Annotated in this window: 20 protein-coding genes; 16 read left to right on the top strand and 4 right to left on the bottom strand. The window is 33.1% G+C overall.

Features of this window, described 5'->3' with window-relative positions:
• Positions 1-1657: Ig-like domain-containing protein (locus AB1J10_RS08515; RefSeq protein WP_369003097.1), on the top strand; the 1657-nt coding region annotated here is incomplete at its 5' end.
• A gap of 361 nt (positions 1658-2018) precedes the next feature.
• The gene (locus tag AB1J10_RS08520; RefSeq protein ID WP_070658093.1) at positions 2019-2357 is read left to right on the top strand and encodes a hypothetical protein; all 339 of its coding nucleotides are present in this window, start codon (positions 2019-2021) and stop codon (positions 2355-2357) included.
• 143 nt (positions 2358-2500) lie between these two features.
• On the opposite strand, the gene AB1J10_RS08525 is transcribed toward AB1J10_RS08520, so the two are convergent.
• Positions 2501-3442, bottom strand: a complete 942-nt coding sequence (locus AB1J10_RS08525) for a DsbA family protein (RefSeq protein WP_308889627.1) — start codon at positions 3440-3442, stop codon at positions 2501-2503.
• A gap of 139 nt (positions 3443-3581) precedes the next feature.
• Between AB1J10_RS08525 and AB1J10_RS08530 the strand changes: the two genes are divergently transcribed.
• Positions 3582-4142 carry a TetR family transcriptional regulator gene (locus AB1J10_RS08530; RefSeq protein WP_046206578.1) on the top strand — a complete coding sequence of 187 codons (561 nt, stop codon included), beginning with the start codon at positions 3582-3584 and terminating at the stop codon, positions 4140-4142.
• A 26-nt stretch (positions 4143-4168) separates the two neighbouring features.
• On the top strand, positions 4169-4510 hold the full coding sequence (locus tag AB1J10_RS08535) for a DoxX family protein (protein WP_046206579.1): 342 nt from the start codon (positions 4169-4171) through the stop codon (positions 4508-4510).
• Positions 4511-4584: 74 nt separating this feature from the next.
• Here the strand turns inward: AB1J10_RS08535 and AB1J10_RS08540 are convergent, their stop codons facing one another.
• Positions 4585-5037: a hypothetical protein gene (locus AB1J10_RS08540; RefSeq protein ID WP_064209134.1), complete on the bottom strand. Its 453-nt coding sequence runs from the start codon at positions 5035-5037 to the stop codon at positions 4585-4587.
• A 2-nt stretch (positions 5038-5039) separates the two neighbouring features.
• Positions 5040-5846 (bottom strand): DUF3100 domain-containing protein, encoded by an 807-nt coding sequence (locus AB1J10_RS08545; protein WP_064209135.1) that lies wholly within the window; start codon positions 5844-5846, stop codon positions 5040-5042.
• 176 nt (positions 5847-6022) lie between these two features.
• Between AB1J10_RS08545 and AB1J10_RS08550 the strand changes: the two genes are divergently transcribed.
• Entirely contained in the window at positions 6023-7192 is a 1170-nt protein-coding gene (locus AB1J10_RS08550; RefSeq protein WP_070037070.1) for a YbfB/YjiJ family MFS transporter, read from the top strand.
• Between the two features lie 289 nt (positions 7193-7481).
• Complete coding sequence (locus tag AB1J10_RS08555) at positions 7482-8459, top strand: tRNA dihydrouridine synthase (RefSeq protein WP_308889621.1); 978 nt, start codon at positions 7482-7484, stop codon at positions 8457-8459.
• 56 nt (positions 8460-8515) lie between these two features.
• On the opposite strand, the gene AB1J10_RS08560 is transcribed toward AB1J10_RS08555, so the two are convergent.
• The gene (locus AB1J10_RS08560) at positions 8516-9706 is read right to left on the bottom strand and encodes an MFS transporter (RefSeq protein ID WP_308889619.1); all 1191 of its coding nucleotides are present in this window, start codon (positions 9704-9706) and stop codon (positions 8516-8518) included.
• Positions 9707-9995: 289 nt separating this feature from the next.
• Between AB1J10_RS08560 and AB1J10_RS08565 the strand changes: the two genes are divergently transcribed.
• The 10 genes from AB1J10_RS08565 (at position 9996) to AB1J10_RS08610 (ending at position 20690) form a co-directional block, all read left to right on the top strand.
• Positions 9996-10961, top strand: coding sequence for a DUF4352 domain-containing protein (locus AB1J10_RS08565; RefSeq protein ID WP_052722077.1), 966 nt, complete (start codon positions 9996-9998; stop codon positions 10959-10961).
• 23 nt (positions 10962-10984) lie between these two features.
• On the top strand, positions 10985-11335 hold the full coding sequence (locus AB1J10_RS08570) for a DUF4064 domain-containing protein (protein ID WP_046206585.1): 351 nt from the start codon (positions 10985-10987) through the stop codon (positions 11333-11335).
• Positions 11336-11703: 368 nt separating this feature from the next.
• Positions 11704-12792 carry a M23 family metallopeptidase gene (locus AB1J10_RS08575; RefSeq protein ID WP_308889616.1) on the top strand — a complete coding sequence of 363 codons (1089 nt, stop codon included), beginning with the start codon at positions 11704-11706 and terminating at the stop codon, positions 12790-12792.
• A gap of 170 nt (positions 12793-12962) precedes the next feature.
• Positions 12963-13721 (top strand): glycerophosphoryl diester phosphodiesterase, encoded by a 759-nt coding sequence (locus AB1J10_RS08580; protein WP_105873963.1) that lies wholly within the window; start codon positions 12963-12965, stop codon positions 13719-13721.
• Positions 13722-13994: 273 nt separating this feature from the next.
• The gene (gene arr / locus AB1J10_RS08585; RefSeq protein ID WP_064209140.1) at positions 13995-14423 is read left to right on the top strand and encodes an NAD(+)--rifampin ADP-ribosyltransferase; all 429 of its coding nucleotides are present in this window, start codon (positions 13995-13997) and stop codon (positions 14421-14423) included.
• A gap of 180 nt (positions 14424-14603) precedes the next feature.
• Positions 14604-15551, top strand: a complete 948-nt coding sequence (locus AB1J10_RS08590) for a permease (RefSeq protein WP_070037086.1) — start codon at positions 14604-14606, stop codon at positions 15549-15551.
• 18 nt (positions 15552-15569) lie between these two features.
• On the top strand, positions 15570-16739 hold the full coding sequence (locus tag AB1J10_RS08595) for a MalY/PatB family protein (protein ID WP_369003098.1): 1170 nt from the start codon (positions 15570-15572) through the stop codon (positions 16737-16739).
• A 47-nt stretch (positions 16740-16786) separates the two neighbouring features.
• Complete coding sequence (locus AB1J10_RS08600) at positions 16787-17245, top strand: MarR family winged helix-turn-helix transcriptional regulator (protein WP_210128293.1); 459 nt, start codon at positions 16787-16789, stop codon at positions 17243-17245.
• Positions 17246-17441: 196 nt separating this feature from the next.
• Entirely contained in the window at positions 17442-19085 is a 1644-nt protein-coding gene (locus tag AB1J10_RS08605) for an alpha-keto acid decarboxylase family protein (RefSeq protein ID WP_064209144.1), read from the top strand.
• Between the two features lie 117 nt (positions 19086-19202).
• Positions 19203-20690 (top strand): aldehyde dehydrogenase family protein, encoded by a 1488-nt coding sequence (locus tag AB1J10_RS08610; protein ID WP_046206593.1) that lies wholly within the window; start codon positions 19203-19205, stop codon positions 20688-20690.
• The last annotated feature ends 6 nt before the right edge of the window (positions 20691-20696 follow it).

Raw genomic sequence — 20696 nt, forward strand, 5'->3', positions numbered from 1 at the left:
GACGGTGAACGGAGTGACAAGTGAAGATACAACAATTGGTGGTACAGCCGAACCAGGCTCAACGGTTACAGTGACATTCCCAGATGGTAAAACAGCAACAGGTACTGCAGACAGTGAAGGCAACTATACGATTGAAATTCCATCAGATGTAGATTTAGAAGGTGGAGAACCAATCAAAGTTGTAGCAACAGATAAAGATGGCAACAAATCAGAAGAAGCGACGACAACAGTTAAAGACACAACAGCGCCATCAGCACCAACGGTGAACGGAGTAACAAGCGAAGATACAACAATTGGTGGCACAGCCGAACCAGGCTCAACGGTTACAGTGACATTCCCAGACGGAACAACGGCAACAGGCACAGCCGATGATCAAGGTAACTATACAATCGAAATTCCAACAAATATTGACCTAAAAGGCGGAGAAAACATTGTCGTAACAGCGGCAGATAAAGATGGCAACACATCAAAAGAAGCGACAACAACAGTTAAAGACACAACGGCGCCATCAGCACCAACGGTGAAAGAAGTAACAAGTGAAGATACAACGATTGGTGGCACAGCAGAGCCAGGCTCAACGGTTACAGTGACGTTCCCAGATGGTAAAACAGCAACAGGCACAGCCGATGATCAAGGCAACTATACAGTTGAAATTCCATCAAATGTAGATTTAGAGGGTGGAGAGCTAATCAAAGTTTTAGCAACAGATAAAGATGGCAACAAATCAGAAGAAGCGACAACAACAGTTAAAGACACAACGGCACCAGAGACGCCAATAGTGAACGAAGTGACAAGTGGAGATACAACAATTGGTGGCACAGCAGAGCCAGGCTCAACGGTTACAGTGACATTCCCAGATGGCACAACGGCAACAGGCACAGCTGATGACCAAGGCAATTATACGATTGAAATTCCATCAGATGTAGATTTAGAAGGTGGAGAAAAATTACAAGTTACAGCTGAAGATGAAAATGGTAATATATCTAAACCAAATATTGTTATAGTAAGTACTTCGGGCGAAGATCCAGGTAATGGAGAAGATCCAGGTAATGGAGAAGATCCAGGTAATGGAGAAGATCCAGGTAATGGAGAAGACCCAGGCAATGGAGAAGACCCAGGCAATGGAGAAGATCCAGGTAATGGAGAAGATCCAGGTAATGGAGAAGATCCAGGCAATGGAGAAGACCCAGGTAATGGAGAAGACCCAGGCAATGGAGAAGATCCAGGTAATGGAGAAGATCCAGGTAATGGAGAAGATCCAGGTAATGGAGAAGACCCAGGCAATGGAGAAGACCCAGGTAATGGAGAAGACCCAGGCAATGGAGAAGATCCAGGTAATGGAGAAGATCCAGGTAATGGAGAAGATCCAGGCAATGGAGGAAACTCAAATACTCAAAAACCAGACTCAGCAGAAATTTCAAATATAAGTCAACCATCTAATAACGACCGTAGTTCTGAAATAAAACAAAATAATAATTCAGAAATAGTAAATATGCGTTCTGACAACTCTAGAAAAAACAACGATAATAAATCTGAATTACCTGAAACAGGAAAAGACGAAGTTAATAAAGGTACTTTATTTGGTTCATTATTTGCAGGCTTGGGAGCATTATTGTTATTTATCAAGCGTCGTAGAAAAAACGAAGAAGATAAGTAGTTAATAAAATATAAAAATAATTTAAACTAAAGAAGAGCTTGAGATATAAAGTTCTTGGATAAATGAGACGAGTATTTTGGCGAGACTCTTGAAGGAAAAGGACAAGCTGAACACTACAGGCTGAAGCTGTCCCTAAGAAAGCGAGCCAACAATACGAATTATTGAATTAAAAGGAAGCACTCAGATGAATTTGATTATCTGAGTGCTATTTTTCTGAGATTTATGTCCTAAATTCTTTTTTAATTATTGTTCAAATTATATTTTAATGAATAGAGTTTGATTAATTAAAAATTGTTTATTAATTGTACGTAATGTGTATATAGTAATTACAGGTTATTAAATAATAAAATGGGGTTTCTGTATGTATATCATCGTTCAATATAGCAGAGGTAACACACTATTTTACTTACGTAATAGAAATCAAGAACCAATCAATTCAAAAGTAGCAGCAATTTCTAAAACCAAATATAATGAAGGATTGTTACAACACATCTATAGTATACTTTCTCAAACGAATCATAGTGTTAAAGAAATAGACTTTGTAGTAATAGAAATGAATGACATAGAATCAATAAAAATAAATGCAGTTTGTGAAGTAAGTAGGTATTTAGAAGCGCAGCTAAATAAAAATATCATTGTAACTAATAGTATAGAAACTTTTAATTACAATGAATATTTGAAAAAATATAAAACGACATGAGTAAGAATATAAATGCAATAAAGTGACACTTTATATAAACATATTTGATAAATTGATTGAATTTCACCTGCATTGAACAAGTACATATAGTGTTTGATGAACGTAAGCCATTTCGCTCACAATGTCAGTTAGATTGTCATATATTACGATAAAATAAATTCATAATAATTTTCACCAAGGATATTTTTGGCTGTGTAAACTGAAGGACTCAAATTTTGTTCAACGAAATTTGGTACTTCGCCTTGCGCAATATCATACATAATTTCAATTTCTTTAGAAAATAAACGATGTTGTTTTTTTAAATATAATTCTAAATCTGGCAATGGTTTTGAAACGGTTTTTCCATTATTGTTAAGTTTTTTAAGTGTATCTATATAAACATTTAAATCTCTAGCACCTACAATTTTGGTACCTTGGTTATCATGATTTACTATGACAACTGTAGGGAAACCTCTGACACCTAATTCTCGTACTAAGTTAAAATCGTTTGAAAGTAGTTGCTGGCCTTGCGTACTATTTGCTAAATCAAAAATAGTTTCAATATTTATTGTTTTATTGTTTTTATATAAAGTTTGTACAATTGATTTAAGTATTTTGTTATCAGAAATATTTTGGTTAAAGACGAAAACAGCTTCCCTCACTAATCTAATAAATTCAATAGCAGAAGTCGGGGAATCTAATTGCTGAATCGTTTTATACAATCGAGATGCTGGGTATGAAGATTGCACAGGATCTAATTCCATAACTGTACCATCGATAGGCATGCGTGAATATTGACCTACTTCTTGCCAATGTGGTGTCACATCAGCTGGTTTATAAATGCCATTAGCAGGATCAATAGGACCATCCCCCCAAGCTTCTAAAAGACCACCCATAATCATTTGAAAATTAAACAAATGACCGTACTGAACTAACAGTTTATTTAAAATTGGTTCGAAAGCCCAACAATGTGAACACATAGGATCAGTTATATAATATAAAGTTAAATTAGGACTTTGGTTGTTCAAGTTTATGTTTTCTACTTCATTTTCTTCACTCGGTTTGCAAACACCCGAATACATATCACATACCATATTTTTTTCCATAATTGTACCTCCGTAGTTTAATTAAATTGATATACTCTTATGATAAGTAGTAATATGAATAATAAGTACCAACAAATTGTAGAAAATGTTGAATATTCAACATCCAGAATTAAATGTTGGGAGAAAATGAGGGAGTCGAATGGTACAATCAAAATCAGACTTGCGCGTCATTAAAACGAGAAAATCTATCATGCAAGCTTTTATCAAATTGTCTGGTGTTAAAGATTTTAAAAGTATAACTGTAAAAGATATTACACAAGAGGCACTTATCAATAGAGCTACGTTTTATTATCATTTCAGTGATATCTATGATTTGTTAGAAAAAGCGCTTGCTGAGGAACTATTAATTAATTTAAATTATGAATATTTTGAATATAAACCAATGAGTGAAAATACAATTGTCGACATTTTTAAAGTAGTGGCAGAGTTTCAATTGTCTTTAAATAGAAGATGTCATAGGAGTTATCCTGAGACAATAGACCATATTGTTCAAGAACATATTGCAAATGTATTGTATAAATTGTTGAATGATATTGACTTTGAAGAAGATAGTACACGACAATTGGCTGCAAACATGATAAGTGCAAGTATCTATAAAGCAGCTGAAACATGGTACCAAAAGGATAGTGAGATGTTACCTGAAAATTATATTAAACGCATTACGCCTTATATGATTTCTGGTTTGCTAGCGTATGACTAAGATAAAAATGAAAAGGGGTCGTTAAAATGAGTATTATTATCATTATATTGCAAATAATTTTGGGGATATTTTTTATCATGACAGGATCAAAAATTCTATCTGGTGCAATGAAACAAGATTTTGCGCGTCTTGGTTACCCACCTATTTTTAATCAAATTACAGGAATTTTTGAATTTGTAGGTGGTCTGGGGATGTTGATAGGTGTGTTGTATAATGTAATTGCTTTATTATCAAGTATATTACTAGGTGCAACGATGTTTGTTGGTGCAATTTCATTGATTTTCTTAGGCAAGGATCCAGTTAAAAAAGCGATTCCAGCTATTGTACTTTTTTTATTGAACTTTATAGTATTCATTTATTATATTTAAAGTATTTTCTGACTTTAATTGTCCCCGTACAAACGATAGATTGAATTGTTTGTACGGGGATAATTATGTGTAGATTATGCTAAACCTTGAATGCTTAAAACAATTTCTGCTACAAGGGCAGAACCTACGTATGTACTGAGCAATATTACAGTTCCTACGACAATTGTTTTCCAACCTAACTTAGCAAAATCGGCCCACGAATTTCCTATAGAAACACCTGCATATGCAACCACTGGTGTAGCTAATGACAATAGATCTACTTTTTCAGTCCATTCAACAATGTGTGATGATCCAGGGATGCCTGGTATTGTAATGATGAGTCCGATTATACCAATATAAGCAATACTAGGTATATTTAAAGGAACAATATCACGTAAGATTAAACCGATTAATGCAATGCCCATTAATGTAAGAATGCCTGGTAAAGCTTCTATTGGCATAACACTGTAACCAATCCAATTACTAAAAAGTGAAATAATGCCTACCACACATAATGTGAGTATCCAGTTTGTAACTTTTGAATTCATACTCATTGCTCCTTATCTTTTGTGAATTTTGATTTAATATGCATAATAAAGCTGTAATATTTTCGAGTTAATGGCAAAGCAATTAATATACCCACATAAAGCCCTGTGACAGATGTAAGTAAATTACTCACACCAGAGAATGCTGTAATTGTACTAGCTTGGTCAGGATACATTTCAACTAAGGGACCTAGTGCAGCAGCAGTCATCACACCACTTCCTACACCTGTTGCCATTGCAAATGCTAATGGGCTAAAAGGTAAAATAGAGATTAGTATGCCGGAGAAAATGCTAAAAAATATTGCCCCAAATATCGTTCCAAATATATACATGGACATGACTCCTCGCCATTCAGGAGAGGTAATACCATATTTTTCAGTAATAAGTGCTAAATTTGGTTCTCTACCTATTGAATGTGTCATGCCTATAGATTCTCTACGTAAACCTAAAAGTATAGCTAGCGGTAATGAAATAATAATAGTAGCTAAATTTCCGGCTTCTTGAAGTATTAAAGCGGGTCCAGCTGCAATAATTTTAGGAAGGGCAGGTCCAGCCTCTACCCCGAATTTTGCTATGAGTAATGCTACAGAAATAAAGACCATTGGTTCAGAGTGCTTAGCTTGTCTTTTACCTATAATAGGTGTGAAATATACTCCCAAACCAAGTAATACTGCGTAAACTACTGGTAACAATAGGATTGAAGTTATACCTAATGGAATTTTATGTGCCCCAATCACTTCAGAAATGATCATAATGATTAGGACAATGCCATGTAATCTCCAATCTTTCCAAAGTATATTTTGTTGTTGCATAACAATCCCCCTAATAAAAATCTGAAAATTCAAAATAATAATAATGCCTATTCTATACTTACTATTTCAAAATTAAAAGGGGTTGAAGATAATATTATTGATTGCTAATGAAAAAGTATTTGTAAATATCATGAAAAGTGTATAATGTAATTAATTTATTGAAAGGTGTGTAAAGTATGAAAGAAGCGTATAAGCAACTTGTTTTAGGTATGTTGTGTTTGTTTATTGTTATGGCAATTGGACGTTTTGCATATACGCCCATCATGCCTTTTATGCAGCTTAATACCAGTATGGACAATCCGAGTGCTGGTATGTTGGCTACATATAATTATTTAGGGTATCTTATTGGCGCAATAATTCCAATTTGGATTATTGTATTTAATAAGGTAGTCGATCTTAAAATATATTTAATGATTAATATTATTTCAACACTATTCATGGGTATTTTTGATAGTTATATCTTATGGGCTATTTTTAGATTTGTTTCTGGTGTGTCTAGTGGTACTGTTTTTGTATTAGCATCAAATGTTGCGTTAGAAGCATTAAAAATGGTTCGAAAAGAACGTATATCAGGTCTGCTTTATAGTGGTGTAGGTTTAGGTATTTTTTCAAGTAGTATCTTTATTTTTTTATTTACTTCAGTGAATACATGGAAAACGACTTGGGTTTTGCTCGGTATTTTTTCATTAATCATGGCTATTTTTATTATATTTGGTATGCGTGAAAATGATCGTACTGATCACGAAAGCCATAAAACAAACGAAAGTCAATCTAATGTATCAAGTAAGTTGAAGAAAAAATTTATTTGGGGATTTTCCATTGCATATTTTTGCGAAGGTGCTGGATATATTATTACGGGCACATTTTTGGTTGCCATTGTTAAATCGATACCCTCGTTATCAGACTATGCAGCATTAAGTTGGATGTTTGTTGGGTTAGGCGCGATACCATCGACCATTCTTTGGTCTATGTTGGCTGATATGTTAGGCCATGGTAAGGCGACCTATTTAGCTTTTATTTTACAAATAATAAGTGTTACTTTGCCAATACTATCAGAAAGTATGTTGAGTTTGATTCTAAGTTCATTATTATTTGGTTCAACGTTTTTAGGGCTTACTACATTATTTATGTCCAAAGCACAAGCTTTAATGTATCAAAATAATAGTAAGCTGAACTTAGTTGCGATATTGACTGTTATATACAGTTTGGGGCAAATGATTGCACCTGCATTGTCAGGATTATTAATTGGAAGCGCAGGGAACTTCAATGCAGCCTTGATTTTTGCTGCTGCTATTTTATGTGTAGGGTTATTTAGTAGTATGTATAGTTACCGGACTAGGTATTAAATGAATATTTTCTTATAACTTTGATAATTTTGTTAAAAAGTGAAGAAAAATCATGAGATAGATCGCCTTCTGCATGTATAACTTGAACTGCTTTCGAAAATATTTAAGGTGACAATAGATTTATTTCGAATGCGTAACTATTCGATTATTTAGGTAATAAGTTTTTAGATAAGCTGTTTTCGAGTTGCTTTTGGAAGTTTATAATCTTTTTGTATAAGTCCAATTTTTGTGGTAATATCGTCATGGATAAAAATTCGAGATAATAATAGATAAGAAGGTTAAAATATATATGAAAGAAAATTTTTGGCGTGAATTACCGCGTCCATTTTTTGTTTTGGCGCCTATGGAAGATGTAACAGATGTAGTCTTTCGTCATGTAGTCAACGAAGCGGGAAGACCTGATGTCTTTTTCACTGAGTTTACAAATACGGAAAGTTTTTGCCATCCTGAAGGCGTACATAGCGTACGTGGCCGTTTAACTTTTACAGAAGATGAACAACCCATCGTTGCACATATTTGGGGTGATAAACCTGAACATTTTCGTGAAATGAGTATTGGCATGGCAGAGATGGGATTTAAAGGCATTGATTTGAATATGGGTTGTCCAGTTGCGAATGTTGCAACAAAAGGTAAGGGTTCAGGACTAATATTACGTCCTGAAACTGCAGCTGAAATTATTCAAGCATCTAAAGCAGGAGGGTTACCTGTAAGTGTTAAAACACGTTTGGGTTATTCTGAAATTGATGAATGGAGAAAGTGGTTGAAACATGTTTTTCAACAAGATATTGCGAATTTATCAATTCACCTGCGTACACGTAGAGAGATGAGTAAAGTAGACGCCCATTGGGAATTAATCGGTGAAATTAAAAAACTACGTGATGAAATTGCACCAAATACATTATTGACGATAAATGGTGATATTCCAGATAGAAAAACTGGGCTTGAACTGGCAGAAAAGTATGGTATCGATGGTATCATGATTGGACGTGGGATTTTCCATAATCCTTATGCTTTTGAAAAAGAACCAAGAGAACATACGAGTGCAGAACTTTTAGACTTGTTGAGACTTCATCTTGATTTGTTCGACAAATATTCACAAGAAGAAACACGCTTATTTAAACCTTTGCGCAGATTCTTTAAAATATATGTGCGTGGCATCAGAGGTGCAAGTGAGTTAAGACATCAACTGATGAGTACAAATACGACTGATGAAGCACGTGAACTACTAGATGAATTTGAAGCAAATATGGAAACAACAATACAATAGTAAAAATTTGAATATATAAATAGGCTTGGAAATCGTAAACTTTTAGATTTTCAAGCCTATTTTTGCTTAATGGTAAGAGCAATAACGAATGCTATGACCATAAAACTAGTAATCATTAAAACTACACCAGGCCATTGAATATAGTTATAAAACACACCGGCTAAAGTACCACCTACAGAAGAGCCCATATAATAAAATAATAAGTATAGGCTAGAGGCCTGTGCTTTATGGTCTTCTGCACGACTGGTAACGACTGCACTTGCAATTGCATGCCCACTAAAAAAAGCATAAACACTAAAGGCTAAGCCAATAATTTTAAATGTTAGCGGTGGCAATAAAGTGATGTTAATACCGAAAATTAACAATAAAACACTGAATTTCAAGGCATTTAAAGTACCTAATTTCATACGTAATTTTGCGTTTAGTATTGAGGAAATCATACCTATTAAAAACAATAAGTAAATAAAACTAATGATACTATCATGTAAATTATATGGTTTTTCTGATAACACGAAACCAATATAGTTAAATGCTGCGATGTTACACCCAAGTAGCAGAAAGCCAATCATAAATGGTTTGAGCAATCTGATATTTGTTAGATGCTTATAATAACTCATTAATAATGTTTTTACAGAAAAATGCTGTTTTTCAAAATGTTTAGATGACGGTAATAAAAATGTAAATAAAATGGCTGCAATAAGACTGATTATACCTATAGAAATTAGGCCAGTTTGATATCCATATATACTTGAAATAAAACCGGTGAATATTCTTCCAAAGGCACCGCCAAAAGCATTTCCACTAATATAAATGCCCATCGCCTCAGGTAAATTTTGTGATGAAATTTCTTCACCAATATAAGCCATTGCGATTGATGGTAAACCAGCTAGACATATGCCTTGGATTAATCGCACAATTAAAAAAGTATTGAAATCTGTTAAAAATGGTTGTATTAAGGCGAGTAAGGATACAGAAAGAACAGAAAAAATCATTATAGGTTTACGGCCTAACACTTCGGATAGTGCCCCGAAAAATAGCATAGCAATCGCTAAGGTAATGGTTGCTGCTGATAAAGCTAAACTTGAAACAGTTTCACTAATATTAAATGACTTTGTGAAATGTGGAATCAAAGGTTGAACACTATATAAGATAGAAAAGATAGTAAAACCGGAAATGAAAAGTGCAATAATGATTTTTAAATAGTCTTTCGAACCTTTTGTCACATAATGTTTTTTTAAATTATTCAATGTCATGCCCCGCTTATTAGTTGATATTTTTATGGTAGCATGTAATTAATAATATAAAAAATATATTATTTATACTTGAATTTTTTGTTAAAAACATAAAGTACATTTTTGTAACAAAAATAGGTTTTTCTAAGATAGCACATTAATAAAATTTTAAATTAACATAAATTTCAAAAAAATGATTGATTTTAACTAAATATGTTATAAGATTATGTAGTATGGTTTAAAATAATTTTAAAGTTGAACAAAATTCAAATTAACTGTAAATGTAAAATGAGGAAGTGGTAAAATGAAAAAACTATTGTTTTTGGCTGTTTTAATCATATGTATCTTAGCTGGTTGTAATACGGAAGGTAAGGAAACAAAATCTGACAGAAAAGAAGATAATAAGTCAAAAGCTACGAATACTATGAAGAATTTTAAAATTGGACAAGTAGTGGACGCTGATGGTGTAGATGTGAAATTAGCAAAAGTAGAATATGTAAATAATTATGATGAATATAGTGAACCTGAAAATGGCAGAGTTATAAAAGTATATTTGAAATTTAAAAATAATAATGAAGATCAAGTATTAGTTGATTCGACTGATTTTAGCATGAAAGTGAACGGTGAAAATTATCAAGAATGGTACGGGGAGAGTGAAGGAGACTCAGGGTTTTCACATCAATTGAACAAAGGAAATACTGGATCAGGTATGATTACTTATGACGTTCCTGAAAATGATACATATACTTTAGAAATGGATGCTACGCCAAATTTTGAAAATATTAAAGCAAAATGGAACATAAAGAAAGAAGATATTAAAGAAGCGAGTAATCAACAAACTAGTAATTCTGTATCAGCAAGTAATGATAATGAAAGTACAAGTGAAACAGCGGATGCTGAAAAAACTGATACCGAAAAAGAAGATGATGAAAGCGATGAAATAACATATCCAGCAGAAATGTATAACACATTAGTTGATGAATATAATGAACTCACGGATGGTGAAAAAATGGACCATGTTGATCATGAGGTATTAGAGATAGAATATGATCAATTAGAAGCACGTGTTGATGAATTATACAATAAAAAGATGGAAGAAGAAGATCAAGCATTTGAAGAAGAAATGAAAAAGCAAGATGAAGCATACGAAAAGGAAATGGATGAGATAGATAAAGAATATGAAGAAGAAATGGATGAAATAGATAAAGAGTATGAAGAAGATATGAAACAAAGCGAAGAAGATGAAACTGCTGAAGATGAAGCAGCGTAGTAAAAAGAAAAGGAGTAATTTATATGAATGAGTATATTGGAAAAAAACAAACAAATAGAGTAGCAGAAATGATTTTAGGAATATTAGGAAGTATATTTGGTATTATAGGTGGCTTATTCGCTATAATGGTCGACGGTATTGGCAAAGAATTTGGAGCAACAGATAGTGGCAGTATAACTGGATTAGGCGTAGCGGTTATAATAACTTGTATAATAACACTGGTTCTTAGTTGTATTATAAACAAAAAAAGAGTCTTAATAGGAATATTATTAATCATAGGTGGTATTTTAAATATAATTTTTATAAGCTTTTTTGGTATTTTATCAGGTATATTAATATTAGTAGCCGGTATATTAGCATTAATAAGAAAGTAATACAGTAGACAAAAAATAGTATTAAACCATCCGAGACATAGATAATGATGTCTCGGTTTTTTTGTATCAAGCTAATGTTAATTAGATAATTATTAGCCTTGTATATAAATGTACTTAAAAATGTATTTATTCGATTGTTAACTATGTAATAGAATAAGGAAAGCTTTTTAGAAAATGAAATACCATAACACGCTATTTTTTTTGAAATTTTGAAGGTACAATCGTAATACATATTAGGAATTTTCAAAAAATTTACGTTACATCACAAATAAATTACTAACAAATTAAAAAACAGTTTCTGCTATTCTTTTTATACAGTTTCTCTGATACTATTATGTATGTAAAAATTTTGGGAGGACTTATTAATTATGAAAAAAATGGTTACAGCAACAATTGCTACATTATCTTTAGGTGCAATTGGTATCGCACAAGGTGAAGCACACGCTTCAGAAAATAATCAATCTAATACACAGTACACAAGCAATCAGTCTTATAGTGATATTTTTAATTATGGATATATTGATCAAGATGATAATGGGAACTATCATCACACATTAGATGGAAATTGGGATCAATCTATGTTTGATCAACAACAATATTATTTCTATTTAATAGACGATGAGGGGAATTATCATTACTATTATTTCCCAATGAATAATCAAAGTGCTAATAACACTTCAAACAACGCTTCAAACGTAGATAATGTTAATGTCTCAGATGATAATAACTACACTGATGACCAAAGTCATGAAGAAGTACAATCAGAAGGTTATGACATCAACCAAACAACAGAAAACGATGATGTTGATAATAGTGCAACAACGAACCATGGCACTGAATCTGGACAAACAGCACAAAGTAATTCTAATAATGTAAATCATACACAAAATAACGCATCAACAAATAACAATTATGAAACAAGTTACACACAAAATAATGGTACGAATAATGTGCAACAAAACACTACATCAAGTAATGATTCAACACCACAACAACAAGCTGCACCACAACAAAAAGCTACACAATCAGAAGTAGCATCAAACAGTAGTAATAATAGTACACATTCATCAAATTGGTTAACTAAAAATCGTCAATTACAACCTTATGGTAGTTACCATGGCGGTGGTGCACACTATGGCGTTGACTACGCAATGGATGAAAACACACCAGTTTATTCATTAGCAGATGGTACAGTAATTCAAAGTGGTTGGAGTAACTATGGTGGTGGTAACCAAGTTACAATCCAAGAGAAAAACAGTGATAACTATCAATGGTATATGCATATGAATTCTTTAAATGTTAAATCTGGCCAAGAAGTTAAAGAAGGACAACAAATTGGTTTATCAGGAAGTACAGGAAATTCTACTGCACCTCATTTACATTTCCAACGTATGTCAGGTGGCGTGGGGAACGGATATTCTGTTGATCCAACTTCATATGTAAATTCAAAATCATAATATATGACACCTATTGGTCGCCTTTGAACTCCTATTAAGGATACAGAAGGCGACTTTTTTGTTTGATTTTCGACTATAAAATGTTTTTTCTGATAATAGCTTAGATAATTTGAATTATGGTTCATGACATATCATAATTACACTAAAATCACATTGAAGGGGAAGATGATATGTTTACAGTTTATGCTCATAGAGGATTATCAAGTAAAGCACCTGAAAATACAATGGCAGCATTTGAAGCAGCTGCGCATGTGCCTGGATTAAAATGGATTGAGCTTGATGTTGCAATAACAAAAGATGAACAACTCGTCATTATTCATGATGATTTTTTAGATAGAACAACAGATATGATTGGCGAAATTACACAATTGAATTATGATGAAATCAAACAAGCATCTGCTGGCAATTGGTTTAATGCTAAATATGCAGAGGAAAAACTGCCGACTTTTGATGAGGTGGTTGCATTAGCTAATAAATATAAAATGAATTTAAATATTGAATTAAAAGGTGTAACAGGTAAAGATGGTAGTGTGTTATCAGAAAGTATGATTAAACAAGTTGCTGAAAAATTAAACACATTAAATTCAAATTTAGATATTTTATTATCTAGTTTTAATATTGTTTTATTGAAATTAGCACAGCAGCTAATGCCACAATATAAGCGAGCAGTTCTTTTTAAAGCAGCAGCATTTACAGGTGATTGGAGAACACTTTTAGACTATTGTGAATCAACGATTGTCAATATTGAAGATGCAAAACTGTCTCAAGCACGCGTGCGTTCAATTAAAAATGCTGGTTACGAATTAAATGTATGGACGGTGAATAGTAAAGCGAGGGCAAATCAATTGTCCAATTGGGGCGTAGACGGCGTGTTTACAGATAAAGCTGATGAGTTAGTCCATTTAAATAGTGGGTTTATTGCTGATTAAATTAATATAATTATCATATATAAAACGGTGCTGCAAAACTTTTTGAAGTTGATTAGCTCCGTTTTTAATTTAGATGTAACAGAAGTTTCGTTTAAGCAAGCGCTATGTCGTACATTATTTTTATAATCAACAATTGTTAAAAAATAATATAAATATAAAACCTCCTTTGCTTTAATTATACGATGCGAGTGTCAGATATTATAGTCTATATTTTCCAATAGATATTGCATATAATAATTGAACAGCTTACTGATTATGAGGGGGACTTAAGCGATGAACAGTGAAACAGCTCAATTTGGACAAAACTTATATTTACATGGTACAAAAGCTAAATTAGAGATAGGTGATTTACTGCATCCATTATATAAATCGAATTATCAAGATCGAATTATGAACCATATATATTTCACAGGTACATTAGAAGCGGCAAAATGGGGAGCTGAACTTGCAGTTGCTTTATCTAAGGATAGGGCAGAAGAGCATATTTATGTTGTTGAACCATTGGGAGAATTTGAAGACGATCCGAACGTCACAGATAAAAAATTACCTGGCAATCCAACGCTTTCTTATCGCTCTACTGAACCACTAAAAATTGTCGCGGAATTAAGCGTATGGGAAAGACATTCGGATGACGATATTAACCAAATGCTCAAGGGTTTAAAGCAGTTGAGGGACAAAGGATTAGATATTATTGAAGATTAATATATCGATATGAATGTCACATTCAAATATGTGCATATATTGAATTAATACAAAAATAAAGGCACAGAAGATTAGGCAAGATGATAAAAAGGTAACGAAATAATAATCTTATTTTACACATAAATAGTTTAAGCATAGTATAGTAATGATATAACTAAATATTGTAAAAGGATTAAAATTATGTTTTATAAATTGATTAAAGTATTACCAACGGCTATTTGTGGATTAGCATTAGGTATCGCTTCGCTTAGTAATTTACTGTTTAATATGTCTTGGTATGGTTTAGCAGTGTTATTTTTTATATTGAGTTGCATCATTTTAGTGTTATTTATTAAAAAGTGTATATTGTATCCTCATACAGTATATAATGAATTGAGTGATCGTCATATTTGCGCTACCTTCCCAACGTTTCCAATGGCTTTAATGACAATCATTTACATCATAAAGCATCACTTGAATGTCAATCTTGGTTTACTATTATGGTTATGGTGGTTAACGATTATCATCCAATTTATCATTATTGCAGGTTTTATTTACTATCATCTAATATTACATAACAAAGGTACTGTTTTGCCGAATACGAGTTGGTTTGTAACATTTGTAGGGATAGGTGTAATAGCTGAAACTGCAAAAGAATTTAATCCAGTCCTAGGTGAATTCACGGTATATATAGCAACCTTTTGTTTTATAATACTAATAGCGATTATTTTAATCAAAAAAACTTGGCGCTTATATAATGAAAATCAATTTCCAATGTCAATCATTATAGCGGCTCCTGCAGCACTTTGTCTTAATGGGTTTTTAATTAGTGCAAAATCGAATGACATCATTATAATGGTAAGTGGTTTTATAATATCCCAACTACTTTTTATGGTCTCATTAATGTTTATTCCTAAGTTAGTGGCTATAAATTTTAAATTTTCATTTGCCGCTTTAACATTTCCGTGGGTAACAACAGCGACTGCTTATTTTAATTTTATGATTCATGTGCGTTTTCCGAGCGTATTACAAAATTTATTACAATTCATGTTGATATGTGAAATTATATTTGCGTTATTAGCTGTTGTGTATGTCATTTTGGGTTATATTGTTTTTTTGAGAAAAAGAATCAACAATAATGTGTTTTAAGGTAAAGGAGTGGTTGTAATGATTTATCATTTTAATGAAGTTGTTAATAGAAAGCAGACGCGATCAGTTAAATGGGATACGATGGAGGATGTGTATCATATTGATGATGCTTCAGATGTACTGCCAATGTGGATTGCGGATATGGATTTTAAAGCGCCACAACCAGTGATTGAAGCGTTACAGAAATGTGTCGATCACGGTGTGTTTGGCTATTCTTATTTAGATGAAGACTGCAAAAAAGCGATTCAATCTTGGTTTCATAAACGTCATGATTGGCATATTGAGAAAGGTTGGATTCTTGCGCATTCAGGTGTAGTTCCTGCGATAGCATCAATTATTGAAACATTTACGACTCCAAAAGAGAGTGTTTTAATCACGCCTCCGGTTTATCCACCTTTTTCCAATTTGCCTTCAGGTATGAATCGACAATTAATAACGTGTGCTTTGATAGAAGATGAGAGAAATTACTCAATCGACTTTGAAGACTTTGAAGAAAAGTTAAAGCAAGGCGTAAAAATGTTTATCTTATGTAACCCACATAATCCAGGCGGCATTGTTTGGTCTAAAGACACTTTGGAAAAAGTGATTGAATTATGTGTGAAATATGATGTGTTAATACTATCAGATGAAATTCATGCTGATTTGGTATTTACTGATTATCAACATATCCAGCTTGATAAATTAGCATCTGAAAAAGAAGCACAAAAAATCATTACGTGCACTGCACCTACAAAAACATTTAATCTAGCAGGTATTCATGCTGCTTTGATTATTTCACCCAATAAAGATATTAGACAAGCATTAGAGTCAAATTTTGCGGCACATGGTTTAGGCGTTAACCGTATTAGTCCATTTGGTGCAGCTGCACTAGAATCTGCCTATACTCACGGGGAAGATTGGCTTGATGAACTCATAGATATTGTGTCTTCAAATATGGATTATGCTATTTCAGAAATTACTAAAGCCATCCCACAAATAAAAATTAAAAAGCCTCAAGCAACCTATTTGTTATGGATTGACTATAGAGAAACGGGTTTAACTGAAGAAGAAATGATGAGAAAGTTACTAGAACAAGGCAAAGTTGCGCTTGAACCTGGTACAAAGTATGGTGAAGAAGGCAGAGGCTTTTTAAGAATGAATGTAGCTTGCGCCTCAAACTGCCAAAGATGGTGTTCAACGTTTTATTAAAGCTTTGAGTTAAAGGTTCCCCAAAAATTTTAAAAGGACAGTGACTTATGGAAATAAAAAATAATGACTATGAAAATTTGCTATTTTACTTCGCATATAAAACATTTATTACGACAGCGGATGAAATCATTAAAGATTATGGTTTGAATCGTCAACACCATAGATTTTTATTTTTTATTGAAAAAGTCCCTGGCATCTCGATTAAAGATTTATTGAAAAAGTTAGAAATTTCTAAGCAAGGTAGCCATGCAACTTTAAAAAAACTAAGAGATGAAGCATTCATTGTAGAAAAACAGGCACCAGAAGATAAGCGTATTAAAACGTTATATCCAACAGAAAAAGGCCGCAACTTAGTGCGTAAATTAAATAAAACACAAAATGATATGTTTAAAGAAATTCAAGAAAAAGTTGGCAATGATTGGTATGCGATTATGGAAGAATTTGCTTCATATAGAGAAGGATTCCAATCAGTAAAATATTTGAAAGATGAGAAGAATAATTTTTAAAGTATGTGTATGTCAATAGAATAGCAAAATTGTACCTACTTAATACAATCGTTTATATCAGAGGCTTGTTTTCTAGATGTTAGAAAAAGCCTCTTTGTTTGGTTATGTAAATAAGTCAATAAACTTGACCTAATTTATTTAACAAGTTATATTTAATGTGTAATGAAAACGAAACACATTAAAGGAGAAATGATGTATGCAAAAAAGAGTAGGACAATATTTAATGGATGCAATTCGCTCAGTTGGTGTTGATAAAGTATTTGGTGTACCTGGTGACTTTAATCTTACATTCTTAGACGATATTATCAATCGAGAAGATATGGAATGGATTGGTAACACAAATGAACTTAACGCAAGTTACGCAGCAGATGGTTATGCAAGAATTAAAGGCATTAGTGCAATGGTAACAACATTTGGTGTGGGAGAGCTAAGTGCGGTTAACGGTATTGCAGGTGCATATGCAGAACGTGTACCAGTCATAGCAATCACAGGCGCACCAACACGTGAAGTTGAACGTGCTGGTAAATATGTACATCATTCATTAGGTGAAGGCACATTTGATGATTATCGTAAAATGTACAAACATATCACAACAGCACAAGGATATATCACTCCAGAAAATGCACAAACTGAAATTCCTCGATTAATCAATGCAGCAATTAATGAAAAACGTCCCGTTCATATACATTTACCTATAGATGTAGCTGCTGTAGATATTGAAGTAGAAACACCATACCAATATACTGCACCAGCCAAACAAGATGTTGACAGTTATATAGAAATAATAGAAAACAAATTAAAAAATGCAAAGCAACCTTTAATTATAGCTGGACATGAAATCAATAGTTTTGCGTTGCATGATAAACTAGAACAATTTGTTAACCAAACACATATACCAGTTGCTCAATTGTCCTTAGGTAAAGGGGCTTTCAATGAAGAGAATCAATATTATATGGGTATTTATGATGGAAAGATTGCAGATGAACAAATTAAAGCTTATGTAGATCAAAGTGATGTCATTTTAAATATCGGAGCAAAACTTACAGATTCTGCTACTGCTGGATTTTCTTATGGATTTAATTTAGAAAATGTAATCATGATGAATCATCATTATTTTAAAGTTGACGAATTACGTGATGAAGAAGTAAAACTCGTAGATTTACTAGATAGTTTGTTGAATATTGATTATACAGCTGACGTGAATTATCCACGTTATCAAGTAACTAACGAAACGGTTGAATTAAGTGATGAACCATTAAAACAGTCAACATATTTCAAATTAATGCAGCAATTTATTCAGCCTCAAGACGTTATACTTGCTGAACAAGGCACGTCATTCTTTGGTGCTTATGATTTACTTTTCTCTAAAGATAATACATTTATAGGACAACCATTATGGGGATCAATCGGTTATACTTTACCTGCGACTCTAGGAACACAAATTGCGGACAAACAACGTAGAAACGTGCTGTTGATTGGTGATGGTTCGCTTCAACTAACTGTTCAAGCATTATCAACAATCATACGTGAGGCATTAAAACCAGTAATTTTTGTCATCAATAACGATGGATATACAGTGGAACGTAAAATTCACGGTGAAACTGCACTGTACAACGATATTAAAATGTGGAACTACAAGCAGTTACCGTTCGTATTTGGTATGAAGGAAACAGACGTTCAAATACATGATGTTACAACAAGTAATACGTTGGCAACGGCATTAGACGAAATTAATCAAAACCCTAACATAATGCATTTTGTAGAAGTTCACATGGATGTACATGATGCACCAGAAAAATTAGATGCTATAGGTAAGGCTTTTGCCCAACAAAATGGGTGATGATTGGAATTTTTTAAAAAACAGCGATATTCGTTTACAATGAAATTGAGAAGTTAGGTTAACTATTGACTTAAATAAAGTTATTATCAATAACGTCAAAGCAAAGGAGAGATTGTCATGACAGTAAATATAAAAGATTATGTTGATGAGAATTACGGATTGTTAATTGATGGTGAATTTGTAAAAAGTAATAGTGGAGAAACATTAGAAGTTGTTAACCCAGCCACAGGGGAGATACTCTCAAATATTTCCAAAGCTGACGAAACGGATATCGACAAAGCTGTATCATCAGCTCAAAGCGCCTTCGAATCATGGAGTTTAACTTCTAAAACGGAGCGTGCGGATTTATTAAGAAAAATTAGTGAAAAATTGATGGCAAATAAAGATAAGCTTGCAACAGTGGAAACGTTGAATAATGGTAAACCGATTCGTGAAACCTCAACAATTGATATACCGTACGCTGCAAGACATTTTAACTATTTTGCAAGTGTTATTGAAACACATGAAGGTTCAGTGAATGATATTGATAAAGATACTATGAGTATCGTACGGCATGAACCTATTGGCGTTGTAGGTGCTGTAGTAGCTTGGAATTTCCCAATGCTCTTAGCAGCATGGAAAATTGCACCAGCCATTGCGGCAGGGAATACAATTGTTATTCAACCATCATCTTCAACGCCGTTAAGCTTATTAGAAGCAGGTAAGATTTTTCAAGAAGTATTGCCACAAGGTGTGGTTAATATCGTAACTGGTAAAGGTTCAGAATCAGGTAATGCTATTTTTAATCATGAAGGTGTAGATAAATTATCATTTACAGGTTCAACAGATGTCGGCTATCAAGTTGCTGATGCAGGTGCAAAACGTATTGTCCCTGCTACTTTAGAACTTGGTGGTAAAAGTGCAAATATTATTCTAGATGATGCAAATTTAGACTTAGCTGTTGAAGGTATCCAACTCGGTATATTATTTAATCAAGGTGAAGTATGTAGTGCAGGCTCACGTTTATTAGTCCAAGAAGGTATATACGACGCGTTAATTTCTAGATTAAAAGAGGCATTTTCAAATATTAAGGTTGGAGATCCATTAGATGCGCACACGCAAATGGGTAGCCAAACGAGCGATGAGCAGATGAATAAAATATTGTCTTATATTGATTATGCTGAACAATCTAATGCTGAGGTACTAACTGGAGGTAAACGTATTGTCGCAAATGGATTAGATAAAGGTTACTTTATAGAACCAACACTTATTGCGGTTAGCGATAATAATAATAAGTTGGCCCAAGAAGAAATCTTTGGTCCTGTTTTAACAGTAATCAAAGTAAAAGATGATCAAGAAGCGATTAAAATTGCTAATGATTCTGACTATGGCTTAGCGGGTGGCGTATTCTCACAAGATATTACACGCGCACTGAATATTGCTAAAGCAGTCAGAACAGGAAGAATTTGGATAAATACGTATAACCAAGTGCCAGAAGGTGCACCATTTGGTGGTTATAAAAAATCTGGTATTGGTCGTGAAACGTATAAAGAAGCATTGAGTAATTATCAACAAGTTAAAAATATATTTATCGATACAAGTAATGAATTAAAAGGCTTATATTAAGTGTTT

The organism is Staphylococcus cohnii species complex 1663, assembly GCF_041008415.1.
Classification (GTDB): domain Bacteria; phylum Bacillota; class Bacilli; order Staphylococcales; family Staphylococcaceae; genus Staphylococcus; species Staphylococcus ureilyticus.

Coding starts and splice junctions, on each gene's coding strand:
- AB1J10_RS08605 (WP_064209144.1), top strand. CDS start 17,442: ATGCAAAAAAGAGTAGGACAATATTTAATGGATGCAATTCGCTCAGTT.
- arr (WP_064209140.1), top strand. CDS start 13,995: ATGAACAGTGAAACAGCTCAATTTGGACAAAACTTATATTTACATGGT.
- AB1J10_RS08545 (WP_064209135.1), bottom strand. CDS start 5,846: ATGCAACAACAAAATATACTTTGGAAAGATTGGAGATTACATGGCATT.
- AB1J10_RS08535 (WP_046206579.1), top strand. CDS start 4,169: ATGAGTATTATTATCATTATATTGCAAATAATTTTGGGGATATTTTTT.
- AB1J10_RS08570 (WP_046206585.1), top strand. CDS start 10,985: ATGAATGAGTATATTGGAAAAAAACAAACAAATAGAGTAGCAGAAATG.
- AB1J10_RS08550 (WP_070037070.1), top strand. CDS start 6,023: ATGAAAGAAGCGTATAAGCAACTTGTTTTAGGTATGTTGTGTTTGTTT.
- AB1J10_RS08540 (WP_064209134.1), bottom strand. CDS start 5,037: ATGAATTCAAAAGTTACAAACTGGATACTCACATTATGTGTGGTAGGC.
- AB1J10_RS08520 (WP_070658093.1), top strand. CDS start 2,019: ATGTATATCATCGTTCAATATAGCAGAGGTAACACACTATTTTACTTA.
- AB1J10_RS08590 (WP_070037086.1), top strand. CDS start 14,604: ATGTTTTATAAATTGATTAAAGTATTACCAACGGCTATTTGTGGATTA.
- AB1J10_RS08525 (WP_308889627.1), bottom strand. CDS start 3,442: ATGGAAAAAAATATGGTATGTGATATGTATTCGGGTGTTTGCAAACCG.
- AB1J10_RS08565 (WP_052722077.1), top strand. CDS start 9,996: ATGAAAAAACTATTGTTTTTGGCTGTTTTAATCATATGTATCTTAGCT.
- AB1J10_RS08530 (WP_046206578.1), top strand. CDS start 3,582: ATGGTACAATCAAAATCAGACTTGCGCGTCATTAAAACGAGAAAATCT.
- AB1J10_RS08580 (WP_105873963.1), top strand. CDS start 12,963: ATGTTTACAGTTTATGCTCATAGAGGATTATCAAGTAAAGCACCTGAA.
- AB1J10_RS08555 (WP_308889621.1), top strand. CDS start 7,482: ATGAAAGAAAATTTTTGGCGTGAATTACCGCGTCCATTTTTTGTTTTG.
- AB1J10_RS08595 (WP_369003098.1), top strand. CDS start 15,570: ATGATTTATCATTTTAATGAAGTTGTTAATAGAAAGCAGACGCGATCA.
- AB1J10_RS08575 (WP_308889616.1), top strand. CDS start 11,704: ATGAAAAAAATGGTTACAGCAACAATTGCTACATTATCTTTAGGTGCA.
- AB1J10_RS08610 (WP_046206593.1), top strand. CDS start 19,203: ATGACAGTAAATATAAAAGATTATGTTGATGAGAATTACGGATTGTTA.
- AB1J10_RS08600 (WP_210128293.1), top strand. CDS start 16,787: ATGGAAATAAAAAATAATGACTATGAAAATTTGCTATTTTACTTCGCA.